The organism is Acidovorax sp. 94 (assembly GCF_003634645.1).
Classification (GTDB): Bacteria; Pseudomonadota; Gammaproteobacteria; order Burkholderiales; family Burkholderiaceae_C; genus Acidovorax; species Acidovorax facilis.
Genome location: NZ_RBJA01000001.1, coordinates 132268 through 147878 on the forward strand (window position 1 = coordinate 132268; position 15611 = coordinate 147878).

The window sequence follows — 15611 nt, forward strand, 5'->3', positions numbered from 1 at the left end:
GATAGGTTCAGAAGTTCAGGGCGGGCTTGTTCACCATCAGGTAGAACACCACGGCCATGGCCACAAAGGCCGGATAGCCCAGCGCCTCCCACCAGCGGGCGTAGCGCCAGTACAGAGGTGGCAGCACCCCGTCGCCCTGGGGCGCCTGTGCCGCCTCTACCGCCATGTCGCGCATGCGCAGCTGCAGCCACACCACGGGCAGCCAGCAGGCACCGGCCACCGCATACAGGCCCAACGACACGGCCAGCCAGGGCGTTGTCAGCGGCAACCCCGCCACGGCGGCCATGGCGAGGCCGGTCGCTGGCTGGACGAAAACGGTGGGCGTGGTGAACCACCAGTCCGCCCGCACCACCAGGCGTGTGACCACCGCCTGTGCCTGCACATTGCCGCTGCGGTTGGTAAAGAACATGTAGAAAGCCGAGCCCAGCCCGGTGCCCACCAGCAGCACGCTGGAGATGATGTGCAGCCATTTGAGGGTGAGGTACAGGCTCATGGCTTGGGTGGTGTCGTCGTCGCGTCTTGCAGCAGCACAAGCAGGATGGCGGCGATGGGCAGGTTTTTAGTCAGCGGGCCCAGCGGGTGCAGCCACCAGGACGGATCAACGAAAGTGGCCAACAGCGTCATGACCCCCATGAGCAGCAGCGCCGCCAGGTAGACGGCCCTGCCGGGGCGCCAGGCCATCCACAGGCCGATGACGGCGTCGGCGGTGGCACCCGCAAGGATCAGCAAGTGAGCCAGTCCTGGCGTACTCCAGGCCGGGGGCAGGCTGACCAGCAGTGCCCGGCTTTGTCCATTCAACTCCACCACGCTGACGATGGCCGTGGCCAGCCACACAAACACCAGGCTCCAGCGCAGCAAGGCATAGGTGGCAGGGGTCATGGCTCCTCCACGATGTCCGTCACCATGCCCCACTTCGCAAACTCGGGTGCAAAGGCCGACAGCGGCAGCAGGCTGGTGCTGGTGTGTGCGCCGGTAGGCAAGGGTTGTCCAACAGCCAGTTGGCGCGCCAGCAGGATGGCGGCCATGCAGGGGATCTCGGGGCCATGGTCATGGTCGGCTGCAATGTGCCAGGCGCGGCGGCGGGGCTGGCCTTGCGCACCGGTGCCCGCCACGCGCACCACCATGCCGCCCAGTGGCGTGCCCAGAAAGTCCAGCGCGCCGCCCGCGTGGTGCATCAGCCAAGCCAGCTTTTCGGGGTGGGGCAGCACGCCCCAATGGCGCAGCGCTGCAAGGGTGGCGAAGGCTCTCTGTGCCAGGCCCACCTCCAGCGCTGCGCGGAAGGTGACGCGGTCGCGGGCTTTGTAATGGGCCGGGAAAATTTCCAGATCCGGGATGTCGCAGACCGCCCCCAGGCGAGGTCGCAGCCGCTGGAACTGGACCGGCGTGGGCTGCGCCCAGCCCCGTTTCGGCTGCCAGCGGCCGTCTTGCCACACATCGATGGCCAGGCCGCAGTAGCTCAGCACGGCCGCCAGCGTGGCCTGTCCGCGTGGCGCGCGTTGCGCGGGGGCGATGCAGATGTCGATGCTGTCAATGCACTGCCAGCCCGCACACAGGTGGTCGATGACGGCCGAGGACAGCGCGGGCACGGTGCTGGCGCCAGCGATGGCGGTGCGTCCGGCGGCGGTAAACGCGGCCTGCATGGCAGCTGGAAAGTCGCACACAAAACGGCGGCCATCGGCCAGGTCGATGTAGTGCGCGCCCGCCTCAGCGGCGGCCTGGGCCACGCTGTAACCCTGCGCCTGAAAAGGCCCCGCGGTGTGGATGACCAGATCCACGCCCCATTCGCGCAAGGTGGCAGCCAGACCCGGGGCCTGGTGGTCGAGGGCCACGCCCTGGACGCCGTGGCCCAGTGTGTTCGCCAAGGCCTGGGCGCGGGATGCGTCGCGGCCTGCCACCAGCAGGGCGATGTGCTGGCGCGTAGCCGCGTCGCCTGCCAGCGCGCGGCAGATGCGTGCGCCAAAGTTGCCGTACCCGCCCAGGACCAGTGTTGTGAGTGTTGCCATGGGTTCAGTGTCCGGGGGCTGGCGCGATGGCGGGCGGGAGTGCTGAAAACGGTGTGGAACCCGCCGGGCGTAGCAAGGCCTGCAGCGCTGCGCGCTGGGGCTGCATGTGGGTGTGGTGCCAGTCGGGTACGTGGGCTGCTGGAATGGGTTTGCTGAACACGTAGCCCTGGATGCAGTGCAGCCCAATGGCGGCCAGCGTCTGCAGCTCCTCCACGGTCTCCACGCCTTCCACCACCACAGACAGGCCGAACTCGCCGGCCAGCGCGCTGATATGCCGCAGCAGCATCTGCCGCCGGCTGTCCTGCGGCAGCTTTCGCACAAAGAGCCGGTCGCATTTGATGCCTGCAATCGGCAGGTCGGCCAGCATGCCCAGCGACGAGTAGCCGGCGCCAAAGTCGTCCATCCACACGACAACACCGATGGCGCTGAGTGTGTGGATGGCGGCCACCATCTCCGTGCCCAGCGCAATGATGGCGTGTTCGGTCATTTCGAGTTTGAGGGTGCGCGGCGGCAGGCCGCGCAGGGCCAGTTCCTCACGCAGCCACGGGGCAAAGCGGTCGTCCAGCAGCGTGATGGGGGCCACGTTCACGCTGATGGTCGTGTCGTTCAGGCCCTGGGCTTGCCAGGCCTTGGCACTGTCGAGTGCGTTGCGCAGGATCATGCGGTCCACTTCGGGCGTCTTGCCCTGCAACTCGCACACCAGCAGGAAGGTTTCAGGGTTGATGGCGCCCAGGGTCGTGTCGGTCATGCGCAGCAGGGCTTCGAACTGCACGCCACGCTGCTGAAAATCGACGATGGGCTGAAAGTGCAGCGCCAGGTTTTCCGGGTGCAGCAGCCGGTGCAAATGGTCTGCAATGAGCGACAGCTGCATGTCGCGCTGGGCGTTTTGCGCCGTGGCCGATGACCGCATCATCGACAGCCCGCGTCGCAAGAGCTGCTGGCGGCCAGCGTCCGAGCGCATGTTGCTCATCTGTTCCAGCGCTACGGCAATGGCAAAGGCCAGCACGGTGACCAGCAGCGCAATGCCGTCGGACTCTCCGCTCGGGTCGCCCAGGTGCAGTGCGAAGGTGTTGACCAGCATCCAGTGCAGCACCAGGATGGCGGCGCCGCACAGCACCTTGTCTTCCCAGGTTTGTGCTCGGTAGCGGGGCGTGAGCATGCTGAGCTTGGCCGAGCGGTGCCGGATTGCGGTGCACGCCGCAAGGGCCACGGCCGTGGCCATGGACGTCACGATCGCCAGCACATTGACCTGCGAAAAACTCTGCACGTGGCCCCAGGTGATCGCAAAGTGCCCCGTCAGCATGCCAGCCGCCAGCCACACACCGGCCACCACAATGCGCGCCTTGCTGGCGCTGGTGCTGAGTGTCGGAATGGTGAGTCGAGCACTCACCGCCATGATCAGCAGGCCACTGAGGGCGGGCACCAACTCCAGCACGTGGTGCGCCAACTCGGCATACATGAACAGACCCACCACATCCAGGGCCCAGACAATGCAGCCAATGCACAGGGCAGCTTGCGAGGCGCTGATGCGGCGGCTCGATGGATCGACCGAAAACGCCGTGTGTTCGACCAGGCGCTGGCACACATGCACCACCAGCGACGCGAAGATCCAGAACAGCAGGCTTTGGAGCAGCGGCGGAAACCCCACTGCAAACGCCACGGTGGCGTCGTGCCAGATTGAAACCATTTCCACCCCTTGTTCCCACCCTTGTTTTTTGACGGTCATCATACGACCGATGGGAGGCCGTGGTGGCCACTGGGTTCGCCTGTGGGGCCTTCGGAGGGAGGCCCGGATTGCGCTGCCCATCAGTTCACGATGGCAATGCCCTTCACCTGTGCAAATACGGGTTGGCCGGGCGCCAGCGCCAGCGCCTGGGCCGAGCGTTGCGTGACCCGCGCCAGCAGCCGTGTGGTGCCTGCATCCAGGGCCACCATCATTTGCCCGGGGCTGTCTTCGCCCAGCGCCACCACCGTGGCTGGAAGCACATTGAGGATGCTGGTGTCGCTGGGTGCGGTGAGTGCCAGGCTTACATCACGCGCCTGCACCCGCAGCCGGATGGGCTCGCCCGTGGCGTGTGCCTTGGGGCTGACCAGCAGCAGGTGCCCACCGCTGAATGCCACGGTCGTGATGTGGTCCTGCGGGTCGTGCTGTTGCACCGTGCCTTCGATCACCGTGGCGGCGGTGTCGCCATGGGCCAGGGGCAGGTCCAGCCGCACGATCAGTTCGTTGGTGCGGCCCTGTGCCAGCACACGGCCCTCACGCAACAGCACCATGTGCCCGGCCAAACTTGCCACCTCGTCGATGGCGTGGCTCACATACAGCATGGGGATGTCGAGGGTGTGTTGTAACCGTTCCAGATAGGGCAGGACCTCGGCCTTGCGCTGGGCGTCCAGGGCAGCCAGGGGTTCGTCCATCAGCAGCAGGCGGGGGCTGGTGGCCAGCGCACGGGCGATGGCCACGCGCTGGCGTTCGCCACCCGACAAGGCCTGGGGCTTGCGGTCCATCAGGTGGTCGATGCCCAGCAACTCCACCGCCTGCTCCAGCGCCACCTTGCGGCGTGCGGGGGGCGTGCGCTTCAGGCCGTAGTCGATGTTTCCACGCACGCTCAGGTGGTCGAACAGGCTGGCCTCCTGGAACACATAGCCCAGGCCCCGCTCGTGTGTGGCGCGCCAGATTGTCTGTGCATCGTCCTGCCACACCTCGCCGTGGACCACGACCCTCCCAGGTTGCGCGCGCTCCAGACCGGCAATCGCGCGCAGGCAGGTGGTCTTGCCGCAGCCCGAGGGGCCGAAGAGGGCGGTCACACCACGGCCGGGCAATTGCAGGGCCACATCCAGCGTAAACCCGGGGCGAGTCAGCGTCAGTTGCGCGGTGATCTGTGCCGAAGACGCAGTGGTGGCCATCACTGCACCATCGACAAGGTTTTGCGGCGGGTGAGGTTCAGCCCCAGCAGCACCACAAACGAAAACAGCACCATGCCGCCCGCCAGCCAGTGCGCCTGGGTGTATTCCAGCGCCTCGACGTGGTCGTAAATCTGCACAGACACCACGCGCGTGACACCCGGGATGTTGCCACCCAGCATGAGCACCACACCAAACTCGCCCACCGTGTGCGCAAAGCTCAGGATCGCGGCGGTGATGAACCCGGGGCGCGCCAGCGGCAGCGCTACGGTGAAGAAACGGTCCAGCGGCCCTGCGCCCAGCGTGGCCGCAGCCTCCAGCGGGCGCCGGCCGATGGCTTCAAAAGCGTGCTGCAGGGGCTGCACCGCAAAAGGCAGCGAATAGATGAGCGAGCCCACCACCAGCCCCCAGAAGGTAAAGGGCAGGGTGCCCAGCCCCAGCCACTGCGTGAACTGCCCCAGGGGGCCGTTGGGGCCGAGCGTGACCAGCAGGTAAAAGCCGATCACCGTGGGCGGCAGCACCAGCGGCAGCGCCACCACGGCCGACACCGGGCCGCGCCAGCGCGACGGCGTGTGCGCCAGCCACCAGGCCAGCGGCGTGCACAGCACCAGCAGCAGCACCATGGTAGTGCCCGCCAGCCGCAGCGTGAGGCCGATGGCAGCCAGATCAGCGCTGGAAAATGGCATGAAGATGGGGGATCCGTCGATTGGGGCGCAGGTGGTCAGAAACTATAGCCGTACGATTGAATGAGTGCGCGCGCCTTGCTGCCGCGCAGGTAGGTCAGCAGTGCGCTGGCCGCGGCGCTGTCCTTGCCTGGCATCAGCAGCACGGCATCTTGCCGGATGGGTTCGTGCAGGCTGGCCGGCACCTGCCAGGCCGAGCCACTGCGGATCTTGCCGTCGGCCATCACCTGCGACAGCGCCACAAAGCCCAGCTGCGCATTGCCGGTGGAGACAAACTGGAAGGTCTGGGCGATGTTCTCGCCTTGCACCAGGCGCGGCTGCAGGGCCGTCGCCACGCCCAGCTTTTCCATCACCTGCAGGGCTGCCGCGCCATAGGGCGCCAGCTTGGGGTTGGCAATGGCCAGGTGCTTGAAATCACCCGACTTGAGCACATCGCCCTTGGCGTCCACGGTGCCGGGTTGTGCGCTCCACAGCACCAGCGTGCCGATGGCATAGGTAAAGCGCGAGTGGGCTACGGCCTTGCCCTCGCGCTCCAGCCGGGAAGGCGTGGTGTCGTCGGCCGACAGCAGCACCTGAAACGGTGCCCCATGGGTGATCTGCGCGTAAAACTTGCCGGTGGCGCCAAACGAGAGTTCGGCCTTGTGGCCCGTGTCGGCCTCAAAAGCTGCGGCGATCTTCTGCATGGGCGCCGTGAAATTGGCGGCCACCGCAACCGAGACGGTGTCGGCATGTGCAGCGTGGAATGCACCTGCGGAGAGCCCCACGACCAGGAGTTTGCGTGCGGCGGAGGCAAATCGGTGGGGCATGGTGGTCAATGCGCAATAAGCGCTATTCCATTGATGAATAGCGAAAGTATAGATGCCCGGACACTCTCTCAGTTTTCGGTGCACACCCGGTTGCGCCCTGTGGCCTTGGCGCGGTAGAGGGCCGTGTCGGCCCGCTTGAGCGTGGCGTCGATGCCTGTGTCGTCGGCGCTCCACTGCGCCAGCCCGATGGAGGCGGTGATGGAGATCTGCTGTCCGTCGCCCAGGGTGACTGCTGTGGCCTGCAGGGCTGCACGCAGGCGCTCGGCGGCCAGGGCCGCCTCGGTCAGCGGGGTGCCCGGCATGAGCACAGCGAACTCTTCGCCGCCCACACGGGCGGGCATGTCCACCGCGCGCAGCTGCGCCACAAGAAGCCGGGCCAGTTGCCGCAGCACGTCGTCGCCTCCGGCATGCCCATAGTGGTCGTTGACCTTCTTGAAATGGTCCACGTCGAGCATGAGCACACAAAACGGCATCCCCGACCGGCGGCTGCGTGCAATTTCGTGCTCGGCTTTTTCGTAGAAGTCGCGCCGGTTGCTCAGCTCGGTCAGCGCATCGCTGCGCGCCATGCGTTCCAGTTGGGCCTGCACCCTTTTCTTTTCGGTGTGGTCGAACACGGTAGAGCGGCTGGCCACGAAATTTCCCTGGGCGTCATGGATCGCTGTGGCGCTCACCAGTACGGGCATGGCGGCGCCTGAGGCGTTTCGCAGCTCCATCTCCAGGTCTTTGATATGGCCTTCGCGCATGAACTGGGGAAAGCGCTCCTGAAAAATCTGTTGGCTTTCTGCTGTCAGGAAGTCTGCGTAGGCGTGGCCTTGCACCTGTGCGAGCGAAAGGCCCAGCCAGCGCAACTCCGTCTGGTTCATGCGTAGCACGCGGCCTTCCTGGTCCAGTGAGTGGTAGCCGCAGGGGGCGTGGTCGTACAGGTCCTGCACCTGCTCGCGCGCGATCACGGCAACGTCGCGGTCCCCCCGCATCGTGGCCTCGCTGCGTTGGGTGGCGCGGAATTTCCCTACCAGAGTGGCCAGCTCTGACACCCGCAATGGCGTACGGGACTGCATGGGGGCTTCGTCCGTGTGATTGATCGCGCGTGCCACGGTTTTCATCTGGCGCAACAGGTATTGCGAAAACGCCATGGCCGCCAACAGCGATAGCCCCACCCAGAGCAACCCCAGTCCGGCCATATGCCAGAGCATTTCTGTGAGGGGCGCGTGCAGGATGGTCTGAGGCACGGCCACGCCCAGGTACCAGTCAAAGCCGAACACGGGTTGCACCAGGTTGATGGTGGGGGTGCCGTCCAGTATGGTCCCGAGGAATGCGGTGGGCTTTCCGGTGGCCAGGATGCCCTGCCGGAAAGAGGCGCTGGCTTGGCGGCCCACATACCGCGCGGCATCGTGGCTGCGTGCCACCACGGTGCCATTGGCGTCGGCAATGCCGGCAACCCAGCCTTGGGGCAGGCGCTCGGCCGACATAAGCCGGTTGAGGGACTCCACGGCCAGAATGCCGCGCAGGGCGTAGATGGCCTCGCCCTCGCGCACCATGGGCACTGTCAGTGCCACGGCCAAGTCGGGGCTCGCCGGGGAGAGAAACGGCCCCGACACGTTGGGGCTTTGGGTGCGCAGCGCTGCCTCAACACGGTCGGCGGCGTTCACGGGCATGTCCGTGTGGCCCAGGGGAGCTGCCGTCAGAAACAGGATGCGGTCCTGGGTGACCAGTGTGATGGCACGGATGTCGTGCTCGCGCGCGGTGATGCGGGTCGCGTGTGCGTACAGTTTGGGCACATCCAGTGCCAGGGCGGCATCGGATTCAGCCAGCGCAGTGAGGGTGCCCAGGGTGCTGTGGAGCTTTTCGGCCACAGCGTGCGCCAGTTCATCGCTGCGGCGTTCCAGCTGCTCCACCAAGGTCCGCTGCTGGAACTCCTTGAACTCCCACACCACCGACAGCGCAAACACCAGCAGAGGCAGAGTTGTGAGTAGCGACAGGCCCAGCAGCCAGGTGCGCAGGTTCAGGCTCAGGGCGGGAGGAAGGTGCAGCGCGGGCAAGGGCATAGGGCCACAGCGTACCGGCTTTTGGGGCAGGGTGAAACGCCGCTTCCCTGCATGCGAGGAGGTGGATGCAACAGGTCATCCGCGTTCTGATCCGCTTGCACCCTGGCCTGTGAGCAATGCCACCACCTTACGGGCCAGCGGCGCCGCCAGCATAACCGCCGGGAAGGCGAACAGCCACCCCGTGAGCCACGCGCCCACCCAGAGGCCTAGAAACCCCTGGTCCACCTGCGCGTCTCGAAAGGTGGAGATGCCAGACACCAGCAGCGACATCACGCCGGACAGGATGAGGCTGAACAGCACGGGGCCGTAGCGGGCGGGGATCATGCAGCCACCGCATCGGCGGGTTGGTGTGCCGCCACACCGCCCAGGCGCTGCAAGGTCTCGGCGAAATGCCGCCCAAACATGCGGGCGGTCTTGGTATCGCCTGGCACAAACGCATCCGCTGCCGCCCCATGGCCTGCCTGCGCCATCAGGCCCGACCAGGAGCCGAGACGGTTGGCTGCTTCGTCATACGGAACCCCGGTGTGCTGCTCGGGCAGGATGGGGTTGCCCACCCACACCATGCCGTGCTGCATGGCAAACACCCACATCGACAGCAGTGTGGACTGCTTGTCGCCCGCTGGCAGCGACGACACGGTGAAGCCCGCCGCGAGCTTGTTCTTGAGCTGCTGCGTTTTCCACAGACGGCCGGTGGCGTCCATGAAGGTCTTGAACGGACCGGAGACTCCGCCCAGGTAGGTGGGCGAGCCCAGGATGAAGCCGTCGTAGTGCAACAGGCTGTCGGGTGCGTGGGCCAGGTCTTCGGCTTGGCGTAACTCGGCATGGATGCCGGAAACGCCCTGGGCGCCCTCCAGAACGTGGCGGGCGATGTGTGTGGTGTGCCCGTGGGCGCTGTGATAAACGATGGCGATGGTTTTCATGGCATGGGTTCCAAACAAGTGATTTCGAGGGGAAAAACGCGCAGAACCGTCATCGAGAAATCAGTGCGATGGCGAGCGCAGACAGGTACAGGCCGAAGCCAAAGACGGTGTGGTTGGCCAAGCTGCGCAGGCAGTTCTTGAGCGGCGTGGGCGTGCGCGATGCCGCAAAGCCCGAGCCCATGGCGGGCTGCATCACCAGCAGCGGCGCCGCCACGGTGCAGACGCCCACGGCCAACGCGGGCAGCAGGGTGGGGCTGCGTACCCAGTCGGCGCCCTGGAGGCCGACCAGCACGGTGGCAAACGCCATGCCCACGGCGTAGTGCGTGAGCCAGCCCCAGGCCAATTCCCCCCGGATGGGCACCGCCTTGGCGATGGCGGCATGGGCAAACTGGCCCCGAAACAGATGGCCCACCCAGCGGCCGATGAAGGCGAAGTTGAGGGTGGGGACGCCCAGGTGCTTGAGCAGCAAAAGCCATGCGTCCATGACGGCGGTGGCGCCGATGCCGATCAGCATCGCGAGGGGAAATTCTTGCAGTGGGAGTGTCATCAAAGCACCTCGAAAAGTTGACGGAAGGAGGTTTTGAAGGGAATATAGAAGTTCAAGTCAACTTGAAGTCAAGGGGTTTTTTGATGGACATTGCCGAAGTCGCCAAACGCTCCGGGCTGCGGGCCTCCACGCTGCGGTATTACGAGGAAAAGGGGTTGATCCACTCTGTAGGCCAACCTGGCGAGCGCCGTCGTTTTGCGCCGGGCGTGCTGGACCAGCTGGCGCTGATTGCGCTAGGACAATCGGCCGGGTTCTCGCTGGACGACATCCGTGCCATGTTTTTGCCCAGCGGCGAGCCCAGCATTGACCGGCAACTGCTGTCGGCCAAGGCCGATGAACTCGATGCCATGGTCAAACGCCTCAAGGCCATGAGCAACGGTCTGCGGCATGCGGCAGCCTGCCCGGCCGAGAGCCATGCGCAGTGCCCCTCCTTTCAGCGGCTGCTGAAGGCAGCAGCGACTGGCGCGCTGGAGCGCCAGCAGAAGCTGGCAAACCCTGTCACGGGGCTGCGCCGCAAGGCGGCGTGAAGGGAGCGCTCAGGCATCATCCGCGCATGCCTGTTTCTCTTTCTCTCACGGATGCGCTGGGCCATGCCCTGGCCGACAAACGCATCGACATCCTGCGCCAGATTGGCACCTGCGGCTCTATCTCGCAGGCCGCGCGTGCCGTGGGCGTGAGCTACAAGGCCGCGTGGCAGGCGGTGGACACGCTGACCAATCTGGCGGGCACGCCGCTGGTGGCACGCGCGGTGGGTGGGGCAGGGGGCGGCGGTGCGCAGCTGACCGAGGCGGGGCACCAGCTGCTAGCTGCGGCCGACGCGATGGCGCAGGCGCGGGGCGCTGTGCTGTCGCGCTGGCAGGCCACGCCCCATGCGGGCCCTGCGCTGGCGCGGCTGGCGGTGCGCACCAGCATGCGCAACCAGTTGCCGTGTGTGGTGGAGCGGTTGGTGGTGCAGGGGCAGATCGTGGCGGTGCAGCTGCGGTTGGGTAATGCGGGCGATGGCGACGGTGCCGCAATGGGCGTGCCTGCAGCACTGGCTGCGCGCATCACCCGTGAGAGTGCGGAGCTGCTGGGCCTGCAGCCGGGGCTGGCCGTGCAGGCGCTGTGCAAGGCCACGGCCGTGCGCGTGGATCGGGGTGGTCGTTTGGCATCAGCGTCTGGGTCTGCGGTGGCCGATGCACCCGGCATCCACCGCCTGCCTGCAAAAGCCACGCGCGTGGTGCGGGGCGAGTCGGGCGATGAGGTGTCTGCCGAGCTGTCGGGTGGCTTGCAGATGGTGGGTTTTGCGGCGCCCGGCAGTGGCCTGCGCGCGGGCAGCCCGGTCGTGCTGGTGGTGGAAGACAACGCCGTGGTCCTGGCCTTGGCCGAGGTCTGATACTGGGCCCGTTGTGGGAATTGCGCTATACATTTTATAGCTATTGACGATTTCTGAGTAAGCGCTAGCGGCCAATTTGATGCAAATATCTGCTGCGCCTTGTTGGCAGGTGACGCAGCCGCCGATCACAGCCCCTTGGGATGGCCCAGTTTGCGGTACACCGTGGCGCGGCTGATGCCGAGCACCCGGGCCGCTTCTGCCACATTGCCACGGGCGTCTTGCACGGCTTGGCGAATCAGGGCGGTTTCAGCCTCGCGCAGCGGTGCGGCCGTGGGCGGGGCGCCCACCAGCGCCGGGGACAGGGTGGCAACAGGCTGGCTGGCGCCACGGGCGTTTTCTGGCCGTTGCGCTAGCGCCTGCAGGCGCAGGCCCGACCACAGGGGCAAATCGATCGGCTGCGCCGGGTGTCGCCGCGCAGCATCGAACAACATGGCCCACGGCATGGCCAGCAGGTCGCTGGCGTGGGTGGGCGCACCCGGGGTGCGCAGTGGCTGGGGCACCAGTTGGCGGGCCATGCTGTTGCAGCCCACCACAAATCCATCGCCGTCCAGTGCCAGCAGGCCGTCGCCCTCGCTGCCCAGCGGGCCGCCGGGCCAGTTCACGCGCAGCAGCAGGGCATGGGGCAATTGCAGCAGCAAGGCGTCTTCCATGGCGCGGGCCGATCTGGCCACCAGGTGGCGCAGCTCGGGCCGCTCGGGCACATCCACGCCGGTCAGGTCCAGCATGCCCACACACAGGCCCTGCGGGTCGAACAGCGGTGCTCCTGCACAGCTGTAGCTGGCGTTGTCATCAAAGAAGTGTTCGCCCCGGTGCAGCCACACCGGCTGCAGCTCGGCCAGCGCAGCGCCGATGGCTGTGGTGCCCACGGCTGCTTCCGACAGGTCGATGCCCACGCGGCCAATGGCGCTGGCGCGCGGGTCGCCCGGGTCGCAATGGCCTTGCACGTCCACCACGATGCCGCGTGCGTCCGTCAGCATGGCGAAGTAGTGCATGCCCGCAATCGCGCGGGTGAGCTGTTGCAGCACGGGCCGTGCCGCGCGCAGCAGGTGGTGGTTTTGCTCCTGGCTACGGCGCAACGCCGTGGCGCTGACGGCGTCAAATGCCACACGGTGGGTGGGGTTGAGCCCCTGGGCCAGGCAGCGTTGCCACGACCGTGCAATCCATGGCTCCACCTCGGCCCGCAGGGGCGCTGCGCCATCCGCCAGCAAGCTTTGGCGCGCCTGTGCAATCAGTGCGTGGCGGTGGGCGGGGGAGGTGGGCGCGGAGGACAGCATGGTGAACCGAATCCTTGAGCTGCGCATGATGCGCTGGTGTGCGCTGCAACATGTTTCATTTTGAGAATATCCGGCCGGGGCTGCCGGAAATCTAGGGTTGTCCCTAGGGATGGGTGGTGGGGCGCGGCAGAAGATGCGCGAGGTCAGTCCAGCCAAAACCTATTCAGGAGACAGCCAGATGCAAGTCCAGTTCACGGTCAACGGGCGCGCTGCCAGTGTTGACGTCCCCCCCAATACCCTGCTTGTCCATGCGCTGCGAGAGCACCTGCTGCTCACCGGCACCCATGTGGGTTGTGACACCAGCCAGTGCGGGGCGTGTACGGTGCATGTGAACGGCAGGGCCGTCAAATCCTGCGCCATGCTGGCGGTGCAGGCCCAGGGGGCCGAGGTGACCACCATCGAAGGCATGGCCACCCCCGACGGCACCATGCACCCCATGCAGGCCGCGTTCAAGGAATGCCACGGCCTGCAATGCGGCTTCTGCACCCCGGGCATGGTGATGAGTGCGGTGGACCTGTGCAAGAACCACCCGAACGCCAGCGAAGGCGAGATCCGCGAGCTGCTCGAAGGGAACATCTGCCGCTGCACGGGCTACCAGAACATCGTGCGCGCAGTGCAGGTTGGCCAAAAAGCCATGGCGTCGGCTTAAACACAAAGGAGAAGAACCATGGGTGCATCCGACTTTTCCAAGCTGCCGCACATCGGCGAATCGCTCAAGCGCAAGGAAGACTACCGCTTCCTGACCGGCGCGGGCCAGTACACCGACGACGTGGTGCTGGCGGCGCAAAGCCATGCCGTGTTTGTGCGCTCGCCGCACGCACACGCCAAGATCAACAGCATCAATGTGGAAGCGGCCAAGGCCGCGCCCGGCGTGCTGGGCGTGTTCACCGGTGCCGACGTGGCGGCCGACAACATCAACGGCCTGCCTTGTGGCTGGCTCATCACCAGCACCGACGGTCAGCCCATGAAGGAGCCGCCGCACCCCATCCTGGCGCAGGGCAAGGTGCGCTATGTGGGCGACCATGTGGCCATCGTCGTGGCGCTGACACAGCAGCAGGCGCGTGATGCGGCCGAGCTGGTGGAGGTGGATTACGACGTGTTGCCCGCTGTGGTCAGTGTGGCCGATGCCGCAGCAGGCACCGTGGCGGGCGCAGGGCTGCATGACGCCGCGCCGGACAACCATTGCTACAAATGGGCCATTGGCGACAAGGGCGCGGTGGACGCCGCATTTGCCAACGCCGCGCACGTGACGAAGCTGGATCTGGTCAACAACCGCCTCATCCCCAACGCGATGGAGCCCCGCGCCGCCATTGGCTCGTACAGCCGCGCCAACGACGAATACACGCTGTACGTCAGCAACCAGAACCCGCACGTCGAGCGCTTGCTCATGACAGCGTTCGTGATGGGGCTGCCCGAGCACAAGGTACGCGTGATTGCGCCCGATGTGGGGGGCGGCTTTGGCTCCAAGATCTTCTTGTATGCCGAGGACGTGTGCCTGACCTGGGCGGCCAAGAAGCTCAACCGCAACATCAAGTGGGTGGCCGATCGCAGTGAGTCTTTTGTGTCGGACGCGCATGGCCGCGACCATGTGAGCCATGCCGAAATGGCGATGGACAAAGACGGCAAGTTCCTGGCCATGCGCGTGCACACCGACGCCAACATGGGCGCCTACCTCAGCACCTTTGCCAGCGCAGTGCCCACCATCCTGTATGCCACCTTGTTGGCAGGCCAGTACACAACGCCGCAGATCTATGTGGAGGTGGATGCCTGGTTCACCAACACCGCGCCGGTCGATGCCTACCGGGGCGCGGGCCGGCCCGAGGCCACCTACCTGCTGGAACGGCTGGTGTCGCGCTGTGGCTGGGAGATGGGCCTGGGCCAGGACGAAATCCGCAAACGTAACTTCATCACCAGCTGGCCCTACCAGACGCCCGTGGCACTGCAGTACGACGTGGGCGACTACCACGCCTGTATGACGCAGGCGCAGGAACTGGCCGACGTGGCGGGCTTTGCGGCGCGCAAGGCGGCCAGCGAGGCCAAGGGCTTGAAGCGTGGCATCGGCTACAGCAGCTACATCGAAGCGTGTGGGATTGCGCCGTCCAACATCGCGGGCGCCCTGGGCGCGCGCGCAGGTCTGTTTGAATGCGGCGAAGTGCGTGTGCATCCCACCGGCAGCGTGACGGTGTTCACCGGCTCGCACAGCCACGGCCAGGGGCACGAGACCACCTTTGCGCAGGTGGTGGCCGCGCGCCTGGGCATCCCGGTGGAAAACGTGGACATCGTGCACGGCGACACGGGGCGCGTGCCGTTTGGCATGGGCACGTATGGCTCTCGCTCCATCAGCGTGGGCGGCGCGGCCATCATGAAGGCGCTGGACAAGATCGAGGCCAAGGCCAAGAAAATCGCCGCGCACTTGATGGAGGCCAGCGACGCCGACATCGACTTCAGCGGCGGTGAGTTCACCGTGCGCGGCACGGACAAGAAGATCCCGTTCGGGCAGGTGGCACTTACGGCCTATGTGCCGCACAACTACCCGCTCGACAAGCTCGAACCGGGCCTCAACGAAACCGCGTTCTACGACCCGACCAACTTCACCTTCCCTGCAGGCACCTACATCTGCGAAGTGGAGGTGGACCCGGCCACAGGCAGCACCCGCGTAGACAAGTTCACGGCCGTGGACGACTTCGGCACCATCATCAACCCCATGATCGTGGAGGGCCAGGTGCACGGTGGCCTGGTGCAGGGCATCGGCCAGGCGCTGATGGAAAACTGCGTGTACGACCGCGAGACGGGTCAGCTCCTGACCGGCAGCTTCATGGACTACGCCATGCCGCGCGCTGATGACTTCCCCGAGTTCAAGCTGGGCCATGTGTGTACCCCCTGCACGCACAACCCGCTGGGGACCAAAGGCTGCGGCGAGGCGGGGGCGATTGGCTCGCCACCGGCGGTGATCAATGCGGTGCTGGATGCACTGCGCCCGCTGGGGGTTAAAGAGTTCGACATGCCCGCATCGCCACACCGTGTGTGGGAAGCGATTCAGAGTGCCAAAGCCTGAGG

16 protein-coding genes are annotated in these 15611 nt (G+C 66.2%); 4 read left to right on the forward strand and 12 right to left on the reverse strand.

Going from position 1 to position 15611, the window contains the following annotated elements; all coding sequences use genetic code 11:
* Positions 1–7: 7 nt before the first annotated feature.
* The 11 genes from C8C94_RS00610 to C8C94_RS00660 form a co-directional block, all read right to left on the reverse strand.
* Positions 8–493, reverse strand: coding sequence for a DUF2269 domain-containing protein (locus C8C94_RS00610; RefSeq protein WP_121419329.1), 486 nt, complete (start codon positions 491–493; stop codon positions 8–10).
* Complete coding sequence (locus C8C94_RS00615) at positions 490–879, reverse strand: DoxX-like family protein (protein WP_121419330.1); 390 nt, start codon at positions 877–879, stop codon at positions 490–492. The genes C8C94_RS00610 and C8C94_RS00615 overlap by 4 nt, the downstream gene beginning before the upstream one ends.
* Positions 876–2003, reverse strand: a complete 1128-nt coding sequence (locus C8C94_RS00620; RefSeq protein WP_121419331.1) for a saccharopine dehydrogenase family protein — start codon at positions 2001–2003, stop codon at positions 876–878. Before C8C94_RS00620 ends, C8C94_RS00615 begins: the two co-directional genes overlap by 4 nt.
* A 4-nt stretch (positions 2004–2007) precedes the next feature.
* Positions 2008–3690: an EAL domain-containing protein gene (locus C8C94_RS00625; protein WP_121422617.1), complete on the reverse strand. Its 1683-nt coding sequence runs from the start codon at positions 3688–3690 to the stop codon at positions 2008–2010.
* A 119-nt stretch (positions 3691–3809) separates the two neighbouring features.
* The gene (gene modC, locus C8C94_RS00630) at positions 3810–4907 is read right to left on the reverse strand and encodes a molybdenum ABC transporter ATP-binding protein (protein WP_121419332.1); all 1098 of its coding nucleotides are present in this window, start codon (positions 4905–4907) and stop codon (positions 3810–3812) included.
* Positions 4907–5590 carry a molybdate ABC transporter permease subunit gene (gene modB / locus C8C94_RS00635; protein WP_121419333.1) on the reverse strand — a complete coding sequence of 228 codons (684 nt, stop codon included), beginning with the start codon at positions 5588–5590 and terminating at the stop codon, positions 4907–4909. The genes modC and modB overlap by 1 nt, the downstream gene beginning before the upstream one ends.
* A gap of 35 nt (positions 5591–5625) precedes the next feature.
* Positions 5626–6393 carry a molybdate ABC transporter substrate-binding protein gene (modA, locus tag C8C94_RS00640; RefSeq protein ID WP_121422618.1) on the reverse strand — a complete coding sequence of 256 codons (768 nt, stop codon included), beginning with the start codon at positions 6391–6393 and terminating at the stop codon, positions 5626–5628.
* Positions 6394–6461: 68 nt separating this feature from the next.
* The gene (locus C8C94_RS00645; protein ID WP_121419334.1) at positions 6462–8438 is read right to left on the reverse strand and encodes a diguanylate cyclase; all 1977 of its coding nucleotides are present in this window, start codon (positions 8436–8438) and stop codon (positions 6462–6464) included.
* A 75-nt stretch (positions 8439–8513) separates the two neighbouring features.
* Complete coding sequence (locus C8C94_RS00650) at positions 8514–8762, reverse strand: DUF2798 domain-containing protein (RefSeq protein ID WP_121419335.1); 249 nt, start codon at positions 8760–8762, stop codon at positions 8514–8516.
* Entirely contained in the window at positions 8759–9358 is a 600-nt protein-coding gene (locus C8C94_RS00655; RefSeq protein ID WP_121419336.1) for a flavodoxin family protein, read from the reverse strand. Before C8C94_RS00655 ends, C8C94_RS00650 begins: the two co-directional genes overlap by 4 nt.
* 49 nt (positions 9359–9407) lie before the next feature.
* Complete coding sequence (locus tag C8C94_RS00660; protein WP_121419337.1) at positions 9408–9872, reverse strand: DUF2938 domain-containing protein; 465 nt, start codon at positions 9870–9872, stop codon at positions 9408–9410.
* 116 nt (positions 9873–9988) lie between these two features.
* Between C8C94_RS00660 and C8C94_RS00665 the strand changes: the two genes are divergently transcribed.
* Positions 9989–10432, forward strand: a complete 444-nt coding sequence (locus tag C8C94_RS00665; RefSeq protein WP_121419338.1) for a helix-turn-helix domain-containing protein — start codon at positions 9989–9991, stop codon at positions 10430–10432.
* 26 nt (positions 10433–10458) lie between these two features.
* Positions 10459–11280 (forward strand): TOBE domain-containing protein, encoded by an 822-nt coding sequence (locus C8C94_RS00670; RefSeq protein WP_121419339.1) that lies wholly within the window; start codon positions 10459–10461, stop codon positions 11278–11280.
* Between the two features lie 125 nt (positions 11281–11405).
* Here C8C94_RS00670 and C8C94_RS00675 read toward each other — a convergent pair whose 3' ends face one another.
* Entirely contained in the window at positions 11406–12554 is a 1149-nt protein-coding gene (locus C8C94_RS00675; RefSeq protein ID WP_121419340.1) for a helix-turn-helix domain-containing protein, read from the reverse strand.
* Between the two features lie 178 nt (positions 12555–12732).
* Between C8C94_RS00675 and C8C94_RS00680 the strand changes: the two genes are divergently transcribed.
* Both C8C94_RS00680 and C8C94_RS00685 read left to right on the forward strand, forming a co-directional pair.
* A complete protein-coding gene (locus C8C94_RS00680; protein ID WP_055396291.1) occupies positions 12733–13203 on the forward strand; it encodes a (2Fe-2S)-binding protein in 471 nt (156 codons plus the stop codon).
* Positions 13204–13221: 18 nt separating this feature from the next.
* Complete coding sequence (locus tag C8C94_RS00685; protein WP_121419341.1) at positions 13222–15609, forward strand: xanthine dehydrogenase family protein molybdopterin-binding subunit; 2388 nt, start codon at positions 13222–13224, stop codon at positions 15607–15609.
* Positions 15610–15611 lie beyond the last annotated feature (2 nt).